This is a genomic window from Nonomuraea endophytica (genome assembly GCF_014203235.1).
Classification (GTDB): Bacteria; Actinomycetota; Actinomycetes; order Streptosporangiales; family Streptosporangiaceae; genus Nonomuraea; species Nonomuraea endophytica.
Genome location: NZ_JACHIN010000005.1, coordinates 181839 through 198288 on the forward strand (window position 1 = coordinate 181839; position 16450 = coordinate 198288).

General features: G+C 72.7%; 16 protein-coding genes. 7 read left to right on the forward strand and 9 right to left on the reverse strand.

Going from position 1 to position 16450, the window contains the following annotated elements:
* Positions 1-15 precede the first annotated feature (15 nt).
* From HNR40_RS19800 to HNR40_RS19810, 3 genes are all read right to left on the reverse strand, one after another.
* Positions 16-858 carry a D-alanyl-D-alanine carboxypeptidase family protein gene (locus tag HNR40_RS19800; RefSeq protein WP_184963358.1) on the reverse strand — a complete coding sequence of 281 codons (843 nt, stop codon included), beginning with the start codon at positions 856-858 and terminating at the stop codon, positions 16-18.
* A 632-nt stretch (positions 859-1490) separates the two neighbouring features.
* A complete protein-coding gene (locus HNR40_RS19805; protein WP_184963360.1) occupies positions 1491-4064 on the reverse strand; it encodes an ATP-dependent Clp protease ATP-binding subunit in 2574 nt (857 codons plus the stop codon).
* A 313-nt stretch (positions 4065-4377) separates the two neighbouring features.
* Positions 4378-5025: an NAD(P)H-binding protein gene (locus HNR40_RS19810; RefSeq protein ID WP_184963362.1), complete on the reverse strand. Its 648-nt coding sequence runs from the start codon at positions 5023-5025 to the stop codon at positions 4378-4380.
* A 79-nt stretch (positions 5026-5104) separates the two neighbouring features.
* Between HNR40_RS19810 and gnd the strand changes: the two genes are divergently transcribed.
* Both gnd and HNR40_RS19820 read left to right on the forward strand, forming a co-directional pair.
* Entirely contained in the window at positions 5105-6535 is a 1431-nt protein-coding gene (gene gnd / locus HNR40_RS19815; RefSeq protein ID WP_184963364.1) for an NADP-dependent phosphogluconate dehydrogenase, read from the forward strand.
* A gap of 86 nt (positions 6536-6621) precedes the next feature.
* The gene (locus HNR40_RS19820; protein WP_184963366.1) at positions 6622-8415 is read left to right on the forward strand and encodes a sialidase family protein; all 1794 of its coding nucleotides are present in this window, start codon (positions 6622-6624) and stop codon (positions 8413-8415) included.
* Position 8416: 1 nt separating this feature from the next.
* Here the strand turns inward: HNR40_RS19820 and HNR40_RS19825 are convergent, their stop codons facing one another.
* From HNR40_RS19825 to HNR40_RS19835, 3 genes are read right to left on the reverse strand one after another with little or no spacing between them, the layout of a single operon-like run.
* Positions 8417-9184, reverse strand: a complete 768-nt coding sequence (locus HNR40_RS19825; protein ID WP_312896432.1) for an acyl-CoA thioesterase domain-containing protein — start codon at positions 9182-9184, stop codon at positions 8417-8419.
* Between the two features lie 11 nt (positions 9185-9195).
* Positions 9196-9600, reverse strand: coding sequence for an SRPBCC family protein (locus tag HNR40_RS19830; protein ID WP_184963368.1), 405 nt, complete (start codon positions 9598-9600; stop codon positions 9196-9198).
* A gap of 2 nt (positions 9601-9602) precedes the next feature.
* Positions 9603-9962 (reverse strand): VOC family protein, encoded by a 360-nt coding sequence (locus HNR40_RS19835; protein WP_184963370.1) that lies wholly within the window; start codon positions 9960-9962, stop codon positions 9603-9605.
* Between the two features lie 83 nt (positions 9963-10045).
* On the opposite strand from HNR40_RS19835, the gene HNR40_RS19840 reads away from it, so the two are divergent.
* The 3 genes from HNR40_RS19840 to HNR40_RS19850 all read left to right on the forward strand — a co-directional run bounded on the left by HNR40_RS19840 (position 10046) and on the right by HNR40_RS19850 (position 12109).
* Complete coding sequence (locus HNR40_RS19840; protein ID WP_184963372.1) at positions 10046-10846, forward strand: helix-turn-helix domain-containing protein; 801 nt, start codon at positions 10046-10048, stop codon at positions 10844-10846.
* A complete protein-coding gene (locus HNR40_RS19845; protein WP_184963374.1) occupies positions 10843-11250 on the forward strand; it encodes an SRPBCC family protein in 408 nt (135 codons plus the stop codon). The genes HNR40_RS19840 and HNR40_RS19845 overlap by 4 nt, the downstream gene beginning before the upstream one ends.
* A gap of 427 nt (positions 11251-11677) precedes the next feature.
* Positions 11678-12109, forward strand: a complete 432-nt coding sequence (locus HNR40_RS19850; RefSeq protein WP_184963376.1) for a type II toxin-antitoxin system PemK/MazF family toxin — start codon at positions 11678-11680, stop codon at positions 12107-12109.
* Here HNR40_RS19850 and HNR40_RS19855 read toward each other — a convergent pair.
* The 3 genes from HNR40_RS19855 to HNR40_RS19865 are packed head-to-tail and all read right to left on the reverse strand — an operon-like array spanning position 12106 to position 14608.
* Positions 12106-12489 carry a cupin domain-containing protein gene (locus HNR40_RS19855; RefSeq protein WP_246509275.1) on the reverse strand — a complete coding sequence of 128 codons (384 nt, stop codon included), beginning with the start codon at positions 12487-12489 and terminating at the stop codon, positions 12106-12108. The two genes, HNR40_RS19850 and HNR40_RS19855, sit on opposite strands and share 4 nt — an antisense overlap.
* Positions 12490-12518: 29 nt before the next feature.
* Positions 12519-13340: a phosphoenolpyruvate hydrolase family protein gene (locus HNR40_RS19860; protein ID WP_184963379.1), complete on the reverse strand. Its 822-nt coding sequence runs from the start codon at positions 13338-13340 to the stop codon at positions 12519-12521.
* Positions 13337-14608, reverse strand: a complete 1272-nt coding sequence (locus HNR40_RS19865) for a Tm-1-like ATP-binding domain-containing protein (RefSeq protein WP_184963381.1) — start codon at positions 14606-14608, stop codon at positions 13337-13339. Before HNR40_RS19865 ends, HNR40_RS19860 begins: the two co-directional genes overlap by 4 nt.
* 35 nt (positions 14609-14643) lie before the next feature.
* Here HNR40_RS19865 and HNR40_RS19870 point away from each other — a divergent pair, with 35 nt between their 5' ends.
* Together HNR40_RS19870 and HNR40_RS19875 are read left to right on the forward strand one after the other, a co-directional pair.
* On the forward strand, positions 14644-15729 hold the full coding sequence (locus tag HNR40_RS19870) for an NAD(P)/FAD-dependent oxidoreductase (RefSeq protein WP_184963382.1): 1086 nt from the start codon (positions 14644-14646) through the stop codon (positions 15727-15729).
* 39 nt (positions 15730-15768) lie between these two features.
* A complete protein-coding gene (locus HNR40_RS19875) occupies positions 15769-16449 on the forward strand; it encodes a DUF3152 domain-containing protein (RefSeq protein WP_184963384.1) in 681 nt (226 codons plus the stop codon).
* Position 16450: the final 1 nt, after the last annotated feature.

The window sequence follows — 16450 nt, forward strand, 5'->3', positions numbered from 1 at the left end:
GGAGAGACAGGACAGTCAGGAGACGCGCCGATACAGGTCGGCGGCGAGTTTGTTGATGCGCTTCACCGACGCGTCCCAGGTGCCGGCGGCCGGGTGGGCGGTGAGCAGGGCCATGATGAGGCGGTCGTCCTTGCCGAGCAGGCCGGTGGTGTGGAGCACGGGGTGGCCGTAGTCGGGGACGGTGGTGCCGCGGGCGTTGGCCGCCAGGACGCTGATGGGGCCGCCACCGACCGGCGCGCCGACCGAGGCGGGGATGATCTCGGCCGCCGCGGCGGTGTTCGCGCACCGGACCGGAGGCGTCAGCCCGAACCCCGACCACCCCTGCTTCACCGCCCACGGCCGCGGGATCGCGCCAGGGATGCCGAACGACTGGTCGAAGCCGTCGGTGCCGCACCGCGTTGACTTGCGCAGATGACCGAGGACGAGGTCGCGAACGCGCGGGTCCGCGGTGTCGAGGAGGTAGCGGTAGGTCTTGACGACGTCGTACGCGCTCAGCGACACGTATCCCCAGAAACCGGGCTTCGAGGCGGGCGGCGGCGTGGTGTCGGCCAGGCGCAGCTTGCGGGCCATCCGGGTGATGATCGCGCCCTTGCCGCCCCGGTTCCAGAACGAGGTGGCGGCGCCGTCGTCGCTGGACCTCAGCATGATCCGCAGCAGCCGCGCATCGCCGGCCGGGACGTTCTTGTGGCTCTCCAGAAAGTCGATCGCGATGAGGATCTTGCTCACCGACGCCGACCGGAACTTCCTGCGCGCGTTCTGGTGAACCACGATCTTCCCGGTGGTCCGGTCGAACACGACATATCCCGCGGTGGTGCCCGCGGGCACCTTGGGGCGCTTCAGGGCAGGCGTCTTGTTCACGGCAGGTGTCTTGGAGGGGGTCACTTTCGAGCTTTCCGTGCCGCCGGCGGTGCCGGATCCGAGGGGGTGCGCACTGCTCTGCGCGCTCGACGACGACCCGGCGGCTCCGGCCGCACATCCGGCCACCAGGGGTACGGCTGCCGCGAGCGCGGCCAAGGGCTTAATTCGCACCCGACCATAACTACCAGATCCCCCCACACCCCACGGGCCACCCAGCCTTTCCCACCCCCCGCCAAGACACAGACCCCAACCCGACCCCAACCCGGCACGGCCGCCCAAGACCACAGACCAGAACCCCACCGCAACCCGGGGCCGCGGCCACCTGCCAAAGGGCACACGCCACGAAGCCCGGACGCCGGGCCAGAGCCGCGGCGCCACAGGGCAAGGGCCGCACGCCCGCAGGGGCAAGAGCCGCAGCGCCGCGCGGCGAAGCCCTGGCGAGGCCCTGGCGAGGCCCTGGCGAGGCTCGCATGCCAGGGGCACTCGGCCAAGGCGGCGGGGCGAGCCGCCCATCCGGCCGAGGTGTCAGCCAGGGTGGTGAAGTGCGCCGCCCTGGCTGATGGGCTGCGGCAAGAGGTGGAAGGGCGCGAGGCGACGACCCGGAGTCCGCCGACGCCTCGGGACGGGGCGGGTTAGGGGGAGGATTCCAGGCTTTGTTCGGGGACGTCCTGGGCGGTGGCGGCTGGTTCCGGGGTGGTGGCCTGGAGCATAAGGCGGTCGTCGGAGCCGACGTCGACCTTTACCGTGCCGCCCTCGCCCACCTCGCCGGTCAGCACCATCGTGGACAGCCGGTTGTCCAGTTCCCGCTGGACCGTGCGGCGCAGCGGGCGGGCGCCGAACTCCGGCTGGTAGCCCTTCTCGGCCAGCCAGTCCTTGGCCGCGTCGGTGACCTCCATGCCGATGTCCTGGCCCTTCAGGCGCCGGCGGGTCTTTTCCAGGAGGAGGTCCACGATCTGGCGTAGTTCCTCCTTCTCCAGGCGCTTGAAGATGATCGTCTCGTCGATCCGGTTGAGGAGTTCGGGGCGGAGCGAGTGGCGTAGCAGGTCCATGAGGCGCTCTTCCAGCTCGGCCTCGTCGCTGGTGGAGTCGAGGATGAGCTGGGCGCCGATGTTGCTGGTCATGATGACGATCGTGTTGGTGAAGTCGACGGTACGGCCCTGCCCGTCGGTGAGGCGGCCGTCGTCGAGCATCTGGAGCAGGATGTTCATGACGTCGGGGTGGGCCTTCTCGATCTCGTCGAGCAGGATCACGCCGTGCGGGCGGCGGCGGACGGCCTCGGTGAGCTGCCCGGCCTCCTCGTAGCCGACGTATCCGGGCGGCGCGCCGATCAGCCGGGAGACGGTGTGGCGTTCCTGGAACTCGCTCATGTCGATGCGGACCATGTGGTCCTCGCCACCGAACAGCGCGTCGGCCAGGGCGCGGGCCAGTTCGGTCTTGCCGACGCCGGTCGGGCCGAGGAACAGGAAGCTGCCGATCGGGCGGTTCGGGTCCGACAGCCCTGCTCGGGCGCGGCGAACGGCTTCCGCGATCGCGACCACGGCCTCGTCCTGGCCGATGACGCGGTGGTGGAGGTGTTCTTCCAGGCGCATGAGCTTGTCGCGTTCCTGCTCGGTCAGCTGGGCGACCGGGATGCCGGTGCGCCGGGAGACGACCTGGGCGATGTCGGCGACCGACACCTCGGGGACGCTGTCGTCGCCGTGGCGGGCGCTCTCCAGCTCGGGCCGGAGCTTGTCGATCTCGCGGGTCAGCTCCTTGGCGCGGTCGAAGTCGTCCCTGGAGACGGCCTGATCCTTCTCCCGGTGGAGGCTGTCGAGGCGCTCCTCCAGCTCGCGTACGTCGGCGCCGGGGGTGCGGGCGCGCAGCCGTACCCTGGCGGCGGCCTGGTCCATGAGGTCGATCGCCTTGTCCGGCAGGAACCGGTCGGAGATGTAGCGGTCGGAGAGCGTGGCGGCGGCGTCCAGCGCCTCGTCGGTGATGCGGACCTGGTGGTGGGCCTCGTAGGCGTCGCGAAGGCCGGCGAGGATCTCCACCGTCTGCTCGACCGTCGGCTCCGGGACGAGGATCGGCTGGAAGCGGCGTTCGAGCGCCGCGTCCTTCTCGATGTTCTTGCGGTACTCGTCGATGGTGGTGGCGGCGATGACGTGGAGCTCGCCGCGGGCCAGGGCGGGCTTGAGGATGTTGGCCGCGTCCATGCCGCCCTCGGCGGAGCCGGCGCCGACCAGGGTGTGGACCTCGTCGATGAAGACGATGGTCTCGTCGGCGTGCTCGCGTACCTCGTCGATGACCTTCTTGATCCGCTCCTCGAACTCGCCCCGGTACTTGGAGCCGGCGACCATGCCCGTCAGGTCGAGGGCGATGACGCGGCGGTCCTTGAGGGTGTCGGGGACGCTGCCGTTGACGATGCGCTGGGCGATGCCCTCCACGATCGCGGTCTTGCCGACGCCCGGCTCGCCGATGAGGACCGGGTTGTTCTTGGTGCGGCGCGAGAGCACCTCGATGGCCTGCTCGATCTCGTCCTCACGGCCGACGACCGGGTCGATCTTGCCCTGCCTGGCCTCCTCGGTGAGGTCGCGGCCGTATTCGTCGAGGGCGGGCGTCTCGCCGGAGCTTCTGGTCGCGTTTTCGGTACGGCGGCCGGGCTGGGCGGCGCCGGACATGAGGGCCTGCTGCAGTTCGTTGGCCGAGGCGCCCTGCTCGGCCAGCAGGCGGGCGGCGCTGGAGTCCGGGTTGGCGGCCAGGGCGAGCAGCAGGTGCTCGGGGCCGATGTAGGAAGAACCCAGGGCTCTGGACACGCGCTGCGCGTCGAGGATGGCCCGCTTCGCCGCCGGGCTCAACGTGTCGGGCGGCTGGCCGGCGGCGTCGGCCCCGGCTCCGGCTCCGGTGAGGGCGGCGATGCGGGCGTGGAGGCGGTCGGCGTCCACGCCCGCGGTCTGCAGCAGCGCGCGGCCCGGGTCGTCCTGGGTGGCGGCGTCGAGCAGGTCGAGCACGTCCAGGTCGGGGGCGCCGCGGCGGGCGGCGATCTCCAGGGCGCTGGTCAGCATTTCGCGGGCCGACTGGCTGAGGAGCTTGCCCACGTCCACGCGCTGAACGCTGGGGCGGGAGGGCGGCCAGGCGTCCATCCCGCCGAAGACCCGGCCTGTGAGCTCTTCGAACCCGCGGAACGGATCCCTGCCAAAGAACGACCCGAACGGCGATGCTTCCGACATGACCTCTCCCCTCTCCGGAAAGGCCCATTACCGGAAACCCGGACAAACAACCCCAGGTTTCCGCAAAGTTCCCAAACCCTCCTACCGCCTCGGACAACCTCCAGGGCGGTCAACCCTGAGGGCGCAACGCGTGGGTGGACCTGCGCCTGGGTGGGACCCGTGCGGAGGGACGCGGCGTGGAGAGCGACGCCTGTGCGCGATCCGGGCGACGCGTAGGCGCGCGGAGAGCGACGCGCGGGGGACGCGCCGAAAGACGCGGGTCGGCGGACACGCCTGGAGGGTTGGGCGACGTGTGGAGGGCGGTGTGGGAGTGTTAGTGGATGTAGCGGGCGCAGGCTTCGTGGATGGGGACCGGGCCGGAGATCAGCTCCAGCGTGTCGCCCACCCCCGCACCCGAGCGCAGCAGTTCGGCCACCACCGCGGCCACGTCGGAGCGCGGCACCGACCCGCCCGGCACCGACGGCTCCAGCAGGACCGAGCCGGTCGGGTCGGAGTTGGTCAGGCGGCCGGGGCGCAGGATGGTCCAGGCCAGGTCGCGGGCGCGCAGGTCGTCTTCGGCCGCCGTCTTGGCGGTGATGTAGGCGGCCCACACCTCACCGCGTGACAGGTCGGGCGGCGAACCGGCGCCCATCGAGGAGATCTGGACGATCCGGCGCACGCCCGCCCGCTCGCACGCCTCGGCCAGCAGCACAGCGGCGCCCCGGTCCACGGTGTCCTTGCGGGCCGCCCCGCTGTTCGGCCCGGCGCCGGCGGCGAAGACGGCGGCGTCGGCGCCCGCCAGGAGCGAGGTGACCTCCTCCACCGACGCGTGTTCCAGGTCGCACACGATGGCGGAGCCGCCGGCGGCCTCCACGTCGGCGACGTGATCGGGGTTGCGGACCAGCCCGACCGCGTCCTTGCCCATCAGCGCCGCGAGCCGCAGCGCGATCTGACCGTGTCCACCCGCGATGATGGTTCGCATATGCCTCATGGTTGCATGGGGAATATCCCTCCGAACCCCCGGGCTTGATCGTGCGTATCACCGGCAAAGGAGCCTGAACATGGATTTGGCAGACATCGGCGTAACGGGCCTCGCGGTCATGGGCCGGAACCTGGCCCGCAACCTGGCCAGGAACGGGTACGCGGTGGCGGTGCACAACCGGACGGCCAGCCGTACCGACGACCTCGTGAACGAGTTCGGCGGCGAGGGGACGTTCATACCCGCGCACGAGGTGGCGGCGTTCGTCGCGTCGCTGAAGCGGCCGCGGCGCGCGATCATCATGGTGAAGGCCGGGGCGGGCACCGACGCGGTGATCGAGGAGCTGGCCGAGCACATGGAGCCGGGCGACATGATCGTCGACGGCGGCAACGCGCACTTCGCCGACACCCGGCGCCGCGAGGCGGCGCTGCGCGAGCGCGGCATCCACTTCGTCGGCACCGGCATCTCCGGCGGCGAGGAGGGCGCGCTGAACGGCCCGTCGATCATGCCGGGCGGCTCCGTGGAGTCGTGGGAGGCGCTCGGGCCGATCCTTCAGGACATCTCGGCCAAGGTGGACGGCGTGCCGTGTGCGGTGCACGTGGGCCCCGACGGCGCCGGGCATTTCGTGAAGATGGTGCACAACGGCATCGAATACTCGGACATGCAGCTCATCGCCGAGTCCTACGACCTGCTGCGCCAGGCGCTCGGCGCGACCCCCGCCGAGCTGGCCGAGGTCTTCCGCGAGTGGAACAAGGGCGAGCTGGAGTCGTACCTCATCGAGATCACCGCGCAGGTGCTCGACCAGGTGGACGAGGCGACCGGCAAGCCGTTCGTGGACGTGGTGGTGGACCAGGCCGAGCAGAAGGGCACCGGCCGCTGGACCGTGCAGAGCGCCCTGGACCTGGGCGTGCCCGTGACCGGCATCGCCGAGGCGGTCTTCGCCCGCGCGCTGTCGGGCCACCCGGAGCAGCGCGCCGCCGCCCGCTCGCTTGAGGGTCCGTCGCTGTCGGGCGTGGGGGGCCGCGAGCTCATCGAGGATGTACGGCAGGCGCTGCTGGCCTCCAAGATCGTCGCCTACGCGCAGGGCTTCGACCAGATCGCCGCCGCCTCCAAGGAGTACGGCTGGGACGTCGACCCCGGCGCCATGGCCACCATCTGGCGCGGCGGCTGCATCATCAGGGCCCGCTTCCTCAACCGGATCCGCGCCGCCTACGACGCCGACCCGGATCTGGCGACGCTGCTGGCAGCCCCCGAGTTCGCCTCGGTGGTCAACGCCGCGCAGGACGCGTGGCGGCGCGTGGTCACGACCGCGGTCCGCATCGGCGTGCCCACCCCGGGCTTCTCCTCGGCGCTGGCCTACTACGACGGGCTGCGCCGCGACCGGCTGCCCGCCGCGCTCGTGCAGGGCCTGCGCGACTACTTCGGCGCGCACACCTACCACCGGGTGGACCGCGAGGGCGCCTTCCACACCGACTGGTCGGGCGACCGCAAGGAGCGCGCCACCGGCTCCTGACCCGCAGGGGCCAGTCGGGCGAAGAACCGCTGAACATCGGCTGACATCGCTTGCCCCCGGCGTCCGCTTCGACTGGGCTTTGCGCCATGGACGTGGACGTGGCGGGTCCGGGGGTCGGCGGCCCTGTCACCGTGTTCGCCGACGTGCGCACGCCGCCCGGCGGCGGACCGGCCCTCGATGCCCACCGGGTCCCCGATGTCGCGGTGCTCGGCGAGCGGCGGATCGTGGCCGGCTGGCGCGCGGGGCCGGGCGACCGGGCTTCCATCGGCTTGGCGCGCTCGCACGACGGCGGGCGTACGTGGACGGCGGGCACCCTCGCGGCGGCCACAGCCGCCCACGGCTACCACAACGTGATCTTCCTCAACGACGGCGGCGCGCTCTTCGCCCTCCTGGGCCGGATCGACCGCACGCGCGAGGACCTCCCCGTCGAGCTGACCGCCAAGCACAGCGCGGACGGCGGCGCGACCTGGACCGACTGGCCGATCGAGGTGGACGTTCCCGGCAACGGACGGGGCGTCGTGGTGACGGGCAAGCCGGTCCGTCATCGCGGGGCCTGGCTGCTGCCGTGTTTCGAGCGCGCGGGAGCGGGCGTGCTGCGCTCGTCCGACCTGCGCACGTGGCGGCGCGGAGGGCTGGCCGTGCCGCCACGCGGAATCCTCGTCGACGAACCGCAGGTGGTGCTCTCCCAGGACGATCCGGACGCGCTGCTCATGGTGGTGCGCACGCTGGTCGAGGGCACACCGGAGCAGAAGGACGCCTACTACCGCACCCGCCCGGCGTACTCGGCCACCTGCCTCAGCCGCGACGGCGGCCTCACCTGGACGCCGATGGTGCTGGACGAGAACCTGCCCAACTCCTTCGGGAAGGGCTTCTTCACCAAAGACTCCAAAGGCCGATATGTCACGATCTATAACACGTTGGCCGGGCCGTACCGCGGCGATCGTCCCGATCACTACCGCGAGGTGCTGCACTTCAAGGTCAAGGAGCCGGGACGGCCGTGGAGTCCGGGGCGGCTGTTCGCCGACGGGCCGAGGCTGACGACGGGGGACGCGCGCGGCTGGGACGTCCACGCCGGCGCCGAAGAGGAGGCTCCCGGCAAGCTGCGCGTCGTTTGGGAGCACGACCGGAGCGCCATCCGCACCGCCACGCTCGACCTGGCGACCTGCTTCACCGGCGTGCGCACGCGGCGGGGCGGCGTCTGGGAACCGGGGCCGCAGGGGCCATATGCGGTGACCGCCGCCGGGGCCGGGTTCGCGGTGGACGTCGGCGGCATGGTGCTGGAGTGGCGCGACGACGGGCTCTACCAGGACGGCAGGCTTCTGACCCGTTCGCGCCCCGGCCCGTGGCGGGTGCTGGTGGACCGCGAGGGCCGAGCCACCCTGCTGGGCACCGATCTCGCGTGGAGCGCCCGCGTGCCGGCGGGGCGGGTGACCGTACACGGGGAGCCGGAGTTTCTGGAAGTGACCGACTGCCTGGCGGCGTGGCCACGGCCGCTGGCGCTGCGCGGGACGAGCGTGACGCAGCCGGTGACGGCCGGTGACTTCACGGTGGAGTTCCTCGGGGAGGCGATCGACGGCAACCTCGACACCGAGGTGGCGAACGGCGCCAAACGCCTGATGCTCTCCATCGGCCGCTCGGAGGTGCGGGCGATGCGCAAGGGCTCGCAGCGGTGGGAACGTGTCCACACGCACCCCGGCGGTCCCGCGGTCTGGCGGGTGAGCGTGGACAGCGCGGGCGTGGCGCGGTTGTCCCGCGACGGCAAGGACACCGGCGTCTCCTGGGTGGCCCAGGACAGCCGCGAGCGCGCCCACGCCGCGCACTGGGCCGACGGCGCGGCCCGCGTCGAGTGGAGCCTGGTGACCGCGACGATCGGCAGCTGACCTAGCCCGCGCCCAGCGGCACCGGGTTGGCCACGGCGGTGACCACGCAGTAGCCGATCGGCCCGTCCGCGTCGTGCAGGACGCAGTCGCCGGTGCCGATCCCGTCGGCGCTGAGGTGCCCGGCGGCCTGCATGCCGATCAGCTCGCCGACCGGCTCGCGGGCGAGGGTGAGCGTGAAGTCGGCGTTGATGAACTGCACGCCGAGCGTCCCCGACCCGCTCAGCGGGCTGGCGAAGTCGGCCGCCAGCGCCGCCCGCGCGAACGGGCTGAGCTCTTCCTCCCCCACCAGCGGCCGGTTCTCGCGCATCCAGACGCGCCGCGGCTCGGCGGTGTCCCACGCGGTCAGCCGCCACAGGTCGAAGGGCGGCCGCCAGCCCAGCTCGGCGGGCGGGTGCTGGGGCGGCCGCTCGTCCCACGCCGGTGTGTCGTTGCGCTCGCCGCCGGGCTGCTCACCCTCTCTCAGCAGTACGGCGGAGGCCCGCCCGATCACGCCCTGCCCGGTGCTGAGGGTGGCGTCGGCGACCCGGATCCGGTGCCCGTCCCTGACCCGGACCGTCTCCACCCGCACGGGCAGCATCGGGCTGTTCTTGAACAGGTCGACCGTGAGCCGGGCGAAGCGCAGCCCGTCCGAGCGGTGCTCCCGCTCCAGGCAGCGGGCGGCCAGCCCGCCGAGCAGGCGGCCGTGAAGCATGTCGGGGGACCAGGGGCTGTGGGCGTGGGGGGCGGGCAGGAACTCCCCGCCCTTCAGCTCGAAGAAGGCTTGGGACACAGAATGAGATTCTAGTCGAGGACGTTCGCGTGGGCCCGCACGACCGCCGCCAGCCCGCGCTCCATGAAGGCCCGCACGACCGGCTCCCGGTCCGCCGGAAGGAAGTCGGCGTGCCAGGCGAACGCGCACCGCCCCTCGCCCGCCGCCGTGACCTGCGAGGTCGCGTGATGATGTGTGAGCCCGAGCGGGCTGTCCACGACCGCGTAGGCGACCCGGCGGGCCGCCTCGTCGACGTCGACGACCAGCTCCGTGGCCACCGCCCCGTTGTCGAACGTGATGACCCGGCGCTCGCCGTCGCGCTCGCTCTTCACCACGAAACCGGGCGCGAGGCTCGGCAGGTCGTGTACCTCCCGCAGCGCCGCCCACACCGTCGCGGCGGACGCGCCGACCACGGCCGAGATCCGTACGGAGGCCACGGTCAGCCCGCCATCACGCAGAACGGGTGCCCCTCGGGGTCGGTCAGCACCACCCAGTCACCGCCGCCCGGCTGCTCCTCCGGCCGGCCCGCGCCCAGCGCGACCAGGTCCTTGACCGCCGTGTCGAGGTCGGCCACGGTGAGGTCGAGGTGGACGTGGTGCCCACCCGGCCGCGGCCAGACCGGCACCTGGTAGCCCGCCACACGCTGGAACGACACCGTCACCGCGCCGCCGCTCAGCGTGGTGAAGTCGGCGTCGTCCGAGGTGACCTGCCAGCCGGTGGCCTTGCGGTAGAAGGCGGCCAGCGCGACGGGGTCGGCGCTGTTGATGACGATGGACGAGATGGAGATCGTGTCGCTCATGGCAGCCAGCCTTCCGCCTGGGGCTCCGGGCGGTCTTGAACATCCTTGCGAGTTTGTCGTACCCGCCGCGTAACGTTCCCGGCATGCGTTCAAGCGTCCGCCTGGGCTCGGGGCCCGGATTCACCCTCGACGCGGTGACCTGTGCCGACGATCACCGCCGCTGGGGCGCGGCGGAGGTCAGCTCCGACTTCCGGGTGGTGCTGGCGCGGCGGGGGCGCTTCCGGCGCATGGCCGACGGGCGGGCCGCCGACGTGGATCCGACGATGGCGTATGTGGGCAGGCCGGGCGAGGAGGAGCACTTCGCGCATCCGGCCGGGGGTGATGAGTGCACGTCGCTGTGCGTGTCGGCGGGGCTGTGGCGGGAGCTGACGGACGGGCGGGAGGTGCGTTCGGCCGTCTACGTGGACGGCGGGCTCGACCTGGCCCATCGCCGCCTGCTGGGGGCCGCGCGCACGGGCGACGTGCCATATGCGCTGACCGAGGCGCTGCTCGCCCTGCTCGGCGCCACCCTGCGCACCCATCCCGCACCACCGGGCGGCGGCGCGGCGGAGGCGATCGTCGGGCGCGCGAGGGCGGCGATCGACGCCGATCACCCCGCCGCCGCCGGTCTCCTCCCGCTGGCCGCGCTGCTGGGCGTGTCGCCGTTCCAGCTCAGCCGGGCCTTCACCGGCGTCGTCGGCGTCTCCCTCACCCACTACCGCAACCGCGTGCGGGTGGGCCGCGCCCTCGACCGGCTGGAGCAGGGCGAGACCAGCCTGGCCGCGCTCGCCGCCGACCTGGGCTTCGCCGACCAGGCGCACCTGACCCGGACCGTACGCCGCCACCTCGGCCACACGCCCGCCGCGCTGCGCCGCCAGCTCGCGCCGGAGAGGACCTTCGCATGATCGTCGACGAGTCGCTCCTCATCCCGGCCCCGCCCGAGCGCGTGTGGCGCGCCCTGACCGACGCGCTCGACCGCGCCGAGTGGTGGGGCTACATCGACCTCGACGTCACCCCGGGCGGCAAGGTCGAGGAGCGCTGGAGCGACGACTCCGGCCACCCGATGCTCACCCAGGGCGTGGTGACGGAGGTGGAGGAGGGGCGGATGTTCCGCTTCACCTGGTCCTACACCGACCGGCCCGTCGCGACCGCCGTCGAGATCACCCTGACTCCGGCCGAGGCGGGGACGGTGGTCCGGGTGCTTGAGGTCGGCTGGAACCACCTCCCCGACGGCCCCGCCACCGCCGCCGACCACCGTGCCGGCTGGCGCATCCACCTCACCAACCTGCGCCGACATCTATCCCCATGAGCTGTTTTACAACCCTTTTGATGCGATAAAGGCCTTAGATGCTTTACGGCGAGCCGCCCCCACCCCCACCCGCCGTACGTGGCGGGCGACATTCCAGGAAACGGCCGTCCACCGTGCGTGGCCGCCCGCCGTTACGACCGTCCCCTTGGCCCGCGATCTGGGGCACCCCCTGCGCGGCGTGCTGACCCCTGCCCCTGGCCGTTGCCCTGACCCCGCCCCTGGCCCCGGCCCCGGCCCTGGCCACGCCTCCGCGCCGACCCTGGTCCTGGTCCTGGGCCGCGGCCCAGCCTCCGGTCCTGGTCCTGGTCCCGCGCCGACCGTGCTCCTGAGCCCCGCGCCCTTGCCTCCGGCCTGGGCCTGGTTGTGGCCCGGGGTGTGGGGTTGTGGGTGGTGGATTTTGGGGGGTTGGGGTCGTAAGCTCCGTCGGGTGCGTGATCTAGGAGAGGACCCGCGTCCGGCGCGGGGCGCGGTGCGGGAGATCTACACGGTGGACCGGGCCGCGAGCCTGGCCTACTCCCCCGACCTGGACGGCCTGGCCGATCCCGGGGAGATCGTCTGGGCCTGGGTGCCTTATGAGGAGGATCCGGCTCGGGGCAAGGATCGTCCGCTGCTGATCGTGGGCAGGAGCGGGCGCAGGCTGCTCGGGCTCATGGTGTCGAGTCGTGGGGACGACGGGCCCGAGTGGTTTCCGCTCGGCGCGTGGAACCGCGACGGGAAGCCGTCCTTCCTGCGCATGGACCGGGTCTTCGCGCTGGACGAGGATGACATCAGGCGCGAGGGCGCGGTGCTGGACGGCGAGCGGTTCGCCCGCGTCGCCGCCCTGCTCAAGCGCACCCACGGCTGGGCCGCCGACGGTTAGGCCCCGGCTTGGCGCCATTCGGCGATCGTGCCCGCCTCGTGCAGGCAGTAGTCGGGGGCGCCTTCCAGCGCCTTCTCCTCGCCGCCCGGGGTGTAGGTGACGATGAGCCGCAGCGGGCGCCACGTGCTGTTGAACGTCGAGTGGTACGCGCCCGCCGGGATGTGGACGGTGTCACCCTCCTTGATCGGGAACGGCTCGCCGTCGTCGACCATCTGGGTGGCCTCGCCGGAGATCACGTAGATCACTTCCTCGGCGTTCGGGTGGTTGTGCCGCGCGTGGCCCTTGCCCGGGTTGACGATCACCTCGCCGAGCGTGGAGCCCGCGCCGGGGATGAGCGACGGCGTGACGAACCACTTGATCGACCCCCAGTCGAAGGTCATCGTCGTCACCCTGTCCGGACTTACCAGCATCAGACCTCCAGGTTCTTGAATGCGGCCACCTGCTCGGTGATGGCGCGCTCGGTCGGCAGGCGTTCCACCGACGAGGCGCCGAAGAAGCCCGCCACGCCCTTGGTATTGCGCAGGACGTGGGCGGCGTCGGCGGGTTCGGCGATGGGCCCGCCGTGGCACAGCACGATCACGTCCGGCCGCGCGGCCACCGCGGCGTCGCGCATCGCTTGCACGCGGGCCACCGCCTCATCCAGGGTGAGGGCGGTCCCGGCGCCGATGGAGCCCTTGGTGGTCAGGCCCACGTGCGGGACGAGCACGTCGGCGCCCGCCAGCGCCATGGCCCGCGCCTGGTCCTCGTCGAAGACGTAGGGGGCGGTCACCAGGTCGCGTTCGTGGGCCAGCCGGACCATCTCGACCTCCAGGTCGAAGCCCATGCCGGTCTCTTCGAGGTTCTGCCGGAAGACCCCGTCGTACAGGCCGACGGTCGGGAAGTTCTGCACACCGGCGAACCCCATGGCCTTCAGCTGGTCGAGGAAGAGCGGCATGATCCGGAACGGGTCGGTGCCGCACACGCCCGCCAGCACCGGCGTGTCGCGCACCACGGGCAGGACCTCGGCGGCCATGTCCACGACGATCTGGTTGGCGTCCCCGTACGGCAGCAGCCCGGCCAGCGAGCCGCGCCCGGCCATCCGGTAGCGGCCGGAGTTGTAGATGATGATCAGGTCGACGCCGCCCGCCTCGGCGCACTTGGCCGACAGGCCCGTCCCGGCGCCCGCGCCGATGATCGGTTTTCCTTCCCCGGCGGTACGGCGCAGCCGTTCCAGAACCGTCTGCCTGTTCACTGGTCCCCCTTGATCAGCAGGTGGATCCGGTCGGCCATGGCGCGGCCGAACTCCGGGTCGTTGATGTGCGCGGCCAGGCGCACGGTCTCCGGGTAGGCGGCCAGTCCGGCGAAGGCCGCCGCGTCCGCCGCCGGGTCGTGGAAGGGCATCCCGGGCGCGTCGAGGGCGGAGACGCCGCCTTCCGGGATGAACAGCACCGTCGGCCCGGTGGCCCGCGCGAGCTTGGCGGCGATCTCGCGGCCCAGCTCGGCCATCTCGGCCTCAGTGGTGCGCATGAGCGTGACGGTCGGGTTGTGGACGTACAGCGTGCGCCCGGCGAACCGCTCGGGCACGGTGTCGCGCGGGCCGAAGTTGACCATGTCGAGCGCGCCGGGGGCGACGACCTGCGGGACGCCGTGCCGTCCGGCGGCGGTGAGCCGGTCGGGTCCGGCCGACAGGACGCCGCCGACCAGTTCGTCGGCCAGCTCGGTGGTGGTGAGGTCGAGGACCCCGGCCAGCATGCCGCTCTCGGCCAGGCCTTCCAGGGCGCGCCCGCCGGAGCCGGTGGCGTGGAAGACGAGCACCTCGTAGCCGAGCTCGTCGAGCCGGGCCCTGGCCGCGTCGACGGCCGGGGTGGTCACGCCGAACATGGAGGCCCCGATCAGCGGCCGGTCCCCGTCCTGCGCCGGTCCGCGCGCCGCGTACGCCCCGGCCATGCCCGCCACAGCGGCGGCGGCGTTGCCCAGGATCGCGCGGGACACGCGGTTGATGCCCGCGATGTCCACGACGGAGTACATGAGCGTGACGTCCTTGGCCCCGATGTACGGCGCGACGTCGCCGGAGGCCATGGTCGAGACGATGAGCTTGGGCAGCCCGATCGGCAGGTCGCGCACGGCCCGCGCGGCGATCGAGGAGCCGCCGCTGCCGCCGACGGCTAGCACGCCGTCCACCCGTCCCGCCCGGTGCAGGTCGGCCAGGACCTTGGCCGCCCCCTCCCCCATCGCGGTGACGGCCGCGCCCCGGTCCCCCGCCGCCCGCAGCGCCTCCAGATCGGCCCCGGCCAGGGCCGCCACCTGACCGGCCGGGAAGTCGGCCGCGGGCCCCGAGGCAGCGGGCCCGGAGGCAGCGAGCCCGGAGGCAGCGGGCCCGGAGGCAGCGGGCACGGAGGCCGCGAGCCCGACGCCCGTGTCGACCACGATCACCTCGCGGCCCAGCTCGGCGAGGCGGTCGCGCAGCCAGGAGTACTCCGGCCCTTTGGTGTCCAGCGTTCCGATCAGTACCACTGCCATGTGACCGACGTTATCCCCGCTGCGATCATCTGGGTATGAAGGTTGTGGTGATCGGCAAGGGAATCGTCGGAGCGAGCGCCGCCTACCACCTGAGCCGCCGCGGGGTGGCGGTGACGGTGGTCGACGCCGGGCTGGCCGGGCAGGCGACGGAGGCGGGGGCGGGGATCGTCTGCCCGTGGGTGGACCACGAGGACGACGCCGCCTGGTACGAGCTGGCACGGGCCGCCGCCCGTCACTACCCGGAGCTGGCTGAGCCGGTCGGCGCCGGGTACGCGCGGGTGGGGGCGCTGCTGGTGGCCGAGGATCGGGCGGAGCTGGAGCCGATGCGCCGCCTGCTTGAGGCCAGATATCCGGACGCGCCGGAGATGGGAGAGATCGCGGAGATTCCTGATCCCGCGGCGCTCTTCCCACCCCTGGCTCCCGGCCTGGCCGCCCTGCACGTGCCCGGCGCGGCGCGCGTGGACGGCCGGGCCGTCAGGGACGCGCTGCTCGCCGACGCCGTGGCCCGCGGCGTCGCCCTCCTCCACGGCCGCGCCGAACTCCTGCCCGACGGCACCGTCCTGCTCCACCACGACGCGTCACCCGGCGACGGCGTGCCCCTGCCCGCCGACGCGGTGGTCGTGGCCGCCGGCGCCTGGACCGGCCAGGTGTGCGCGCCCCTCGGGACCGACCTGCCGGTCAGGCCGTGGCGGGGCCAGATCGTGCACGCCGTGCTCGACGGGGTGGACACCTCGGGCTGGCCGATCGTGCTGCCGCGGCGCGGGCCGTACCTGCTGGGCTTCCCGGGTTCGCGGGTGGTCATGGGGGCGACGAAGGAGGACGCCGGCTTCGACGCGCGGGTGACGGTGGCGGGGCTGGCCGACGTGCTGTCTTCCGGGGTACGGCTGGCGCCCGGCCTCGCCTCGGCGGGCGTCGCCGAGACCCGGTCGGGGCTGCGTCCGGTGATGGACGGCGAGCGCCCGCTCATCGCCCGCCTGAGCGGAGAGGTGGTCGCGGTCACCGGCCTCAGCGCCTACGGCCTGACCGCGGGGCCCTATGCCGGGATGCTGGCCACATCGCTGGTTCTGGGCGAAACGCCGGAGATTGACCTGGGGCCTTATGCGGTCGTTCCCGGCGTATGATCGTCTTCTCCCCACTCGTGATCATGTGGGGAGAGTCGGGTGCGAGTGCCGGTCCTGCTGGTGGTGCTGCTCGCGTTGTCCGCCTGCGGCGAAGCCGCCGTTCCCGGGCCGCCGGTCAGCGCGCCCACCCGGGACATCCCGAACGCCGAACTGCCGAACACCCGGACGGTCGCGGCGGACGGCCCAGAGCCCCGCAAGCGGGTCAAGGTGCCCTTCTCCGCCTCGGGCCGGTACACCGTGGTGAAGGGCCGGGCACAACCGCGTCCCGGCCGCGCCCAGCCGGTGCGGTACATGGTCGAGGTGGAGCGCGGCCTCCCCTTCAACCCCGGGGAGTTCGCCGAAGCCGTCCACCGCACCCTCAACGACCGGCGGAGCTGGGGCCGCTTCCTGCGCGTCGACCACGGCCCGGTACGCCTGAGCGTGGCCCTGACCAGCCCCAGCCTGACCGACCACCTGTGCCTCCCGTTGAACACCGGCGGCGACCTGTCCTGCTGGGACGGCGACCGCTCGGTGATCAACGCCGTCCGCTGGGCCAGAGGCGTCCCCCAGTACCACGGCGACCTGGCCCGTTACCGTCACTACGTGATCAACCACGAGGTCGGCCACGGCCTGGGCCACAGCCACCGCTCCTGCCCGGGCAGGGGCCGCCCGGCCCCGGTGATGCTCCAGCAGTCCAAGTCCCTGGACGGCTGCCGCCCCAACCCCTGGCCGCACCCCTGAG

Excerpts from the sequence above, each read along its gene's own strand:
- HNR40_RS19820 (WP_184963366.1), top strand. The coding sequence starts at position 6,622 with ATGGACGTGGACGTGGCGGGTCCGGGGGTCGGCGGCCCTGTCACCGTG.
- HNR40_RS19855 (WP_246509275.1), bottom strand. The coding sequence starts at position 12,489 with ATGACCTTCGACTGGGGGTCGATCAAGTGGTTCGTCACGCCGTCGCTC.
- HNR40_RS19865 (WP_184963381.1), bottom strand. The coding sequence starts at position 14,608 with ATGGCAGTGGTACTGATCGGAACGCTGGACACCAAAGGGCCGGAGTAC.
- HNR40_RS19810 (WP_184963362.1), bottom strand. The coding sequence starts at position 5,025 with ATGCGAACCATCATCGCGGGTGGACACGGTCAGATCGCGCTGCGGCTC.
- HNR40_RS19805 (WP_184963360.1), bottom strand. The coding sequence starts at position 4,064 with ATGTCGGAAGCATCGCCGTTCGGGTCGTTCTTTGGCAGGGATCCGTTC.
- HNR40_RS19840 (WP_184963372.1), top strand. The coding sequence starts at position 10,046 with ATGCGTTCAAGCGTCCGCCTGGGCTCGGGGCCCGGATTCACCCTCGAC.
- HNR40_RS19870 (WP_184963382.1), top strand. The coding sequence starts at position 14,644 with ATGAAGGTTGTGGTGATCGGCAAGGGAATCGTCGGAGCGAGCGCCGCC.
- HNR40_RS19845 (WP_184963374.1), top strand. The coding sequence starts at position 10,843 with ATGATCGTCGACGAGTCGCTCCTCATCCCGGCCCCGCCCGAGCGCGTG.
- HNR40_RS19835 (WP_184963370.1), bottom strand. The coding sequence starts at position 9,962 with ATGAGCGACACGATCTCCATCTCGTCCATCGTCATCAACAGCGCCGAC.
- gnd (WP_184963364.1), top strand. The coding sequence starts at position 5,105 with ATGGATTTGGCAGACATCGGCGTAACGGGCCTCGCGGTCATGGGCCGG.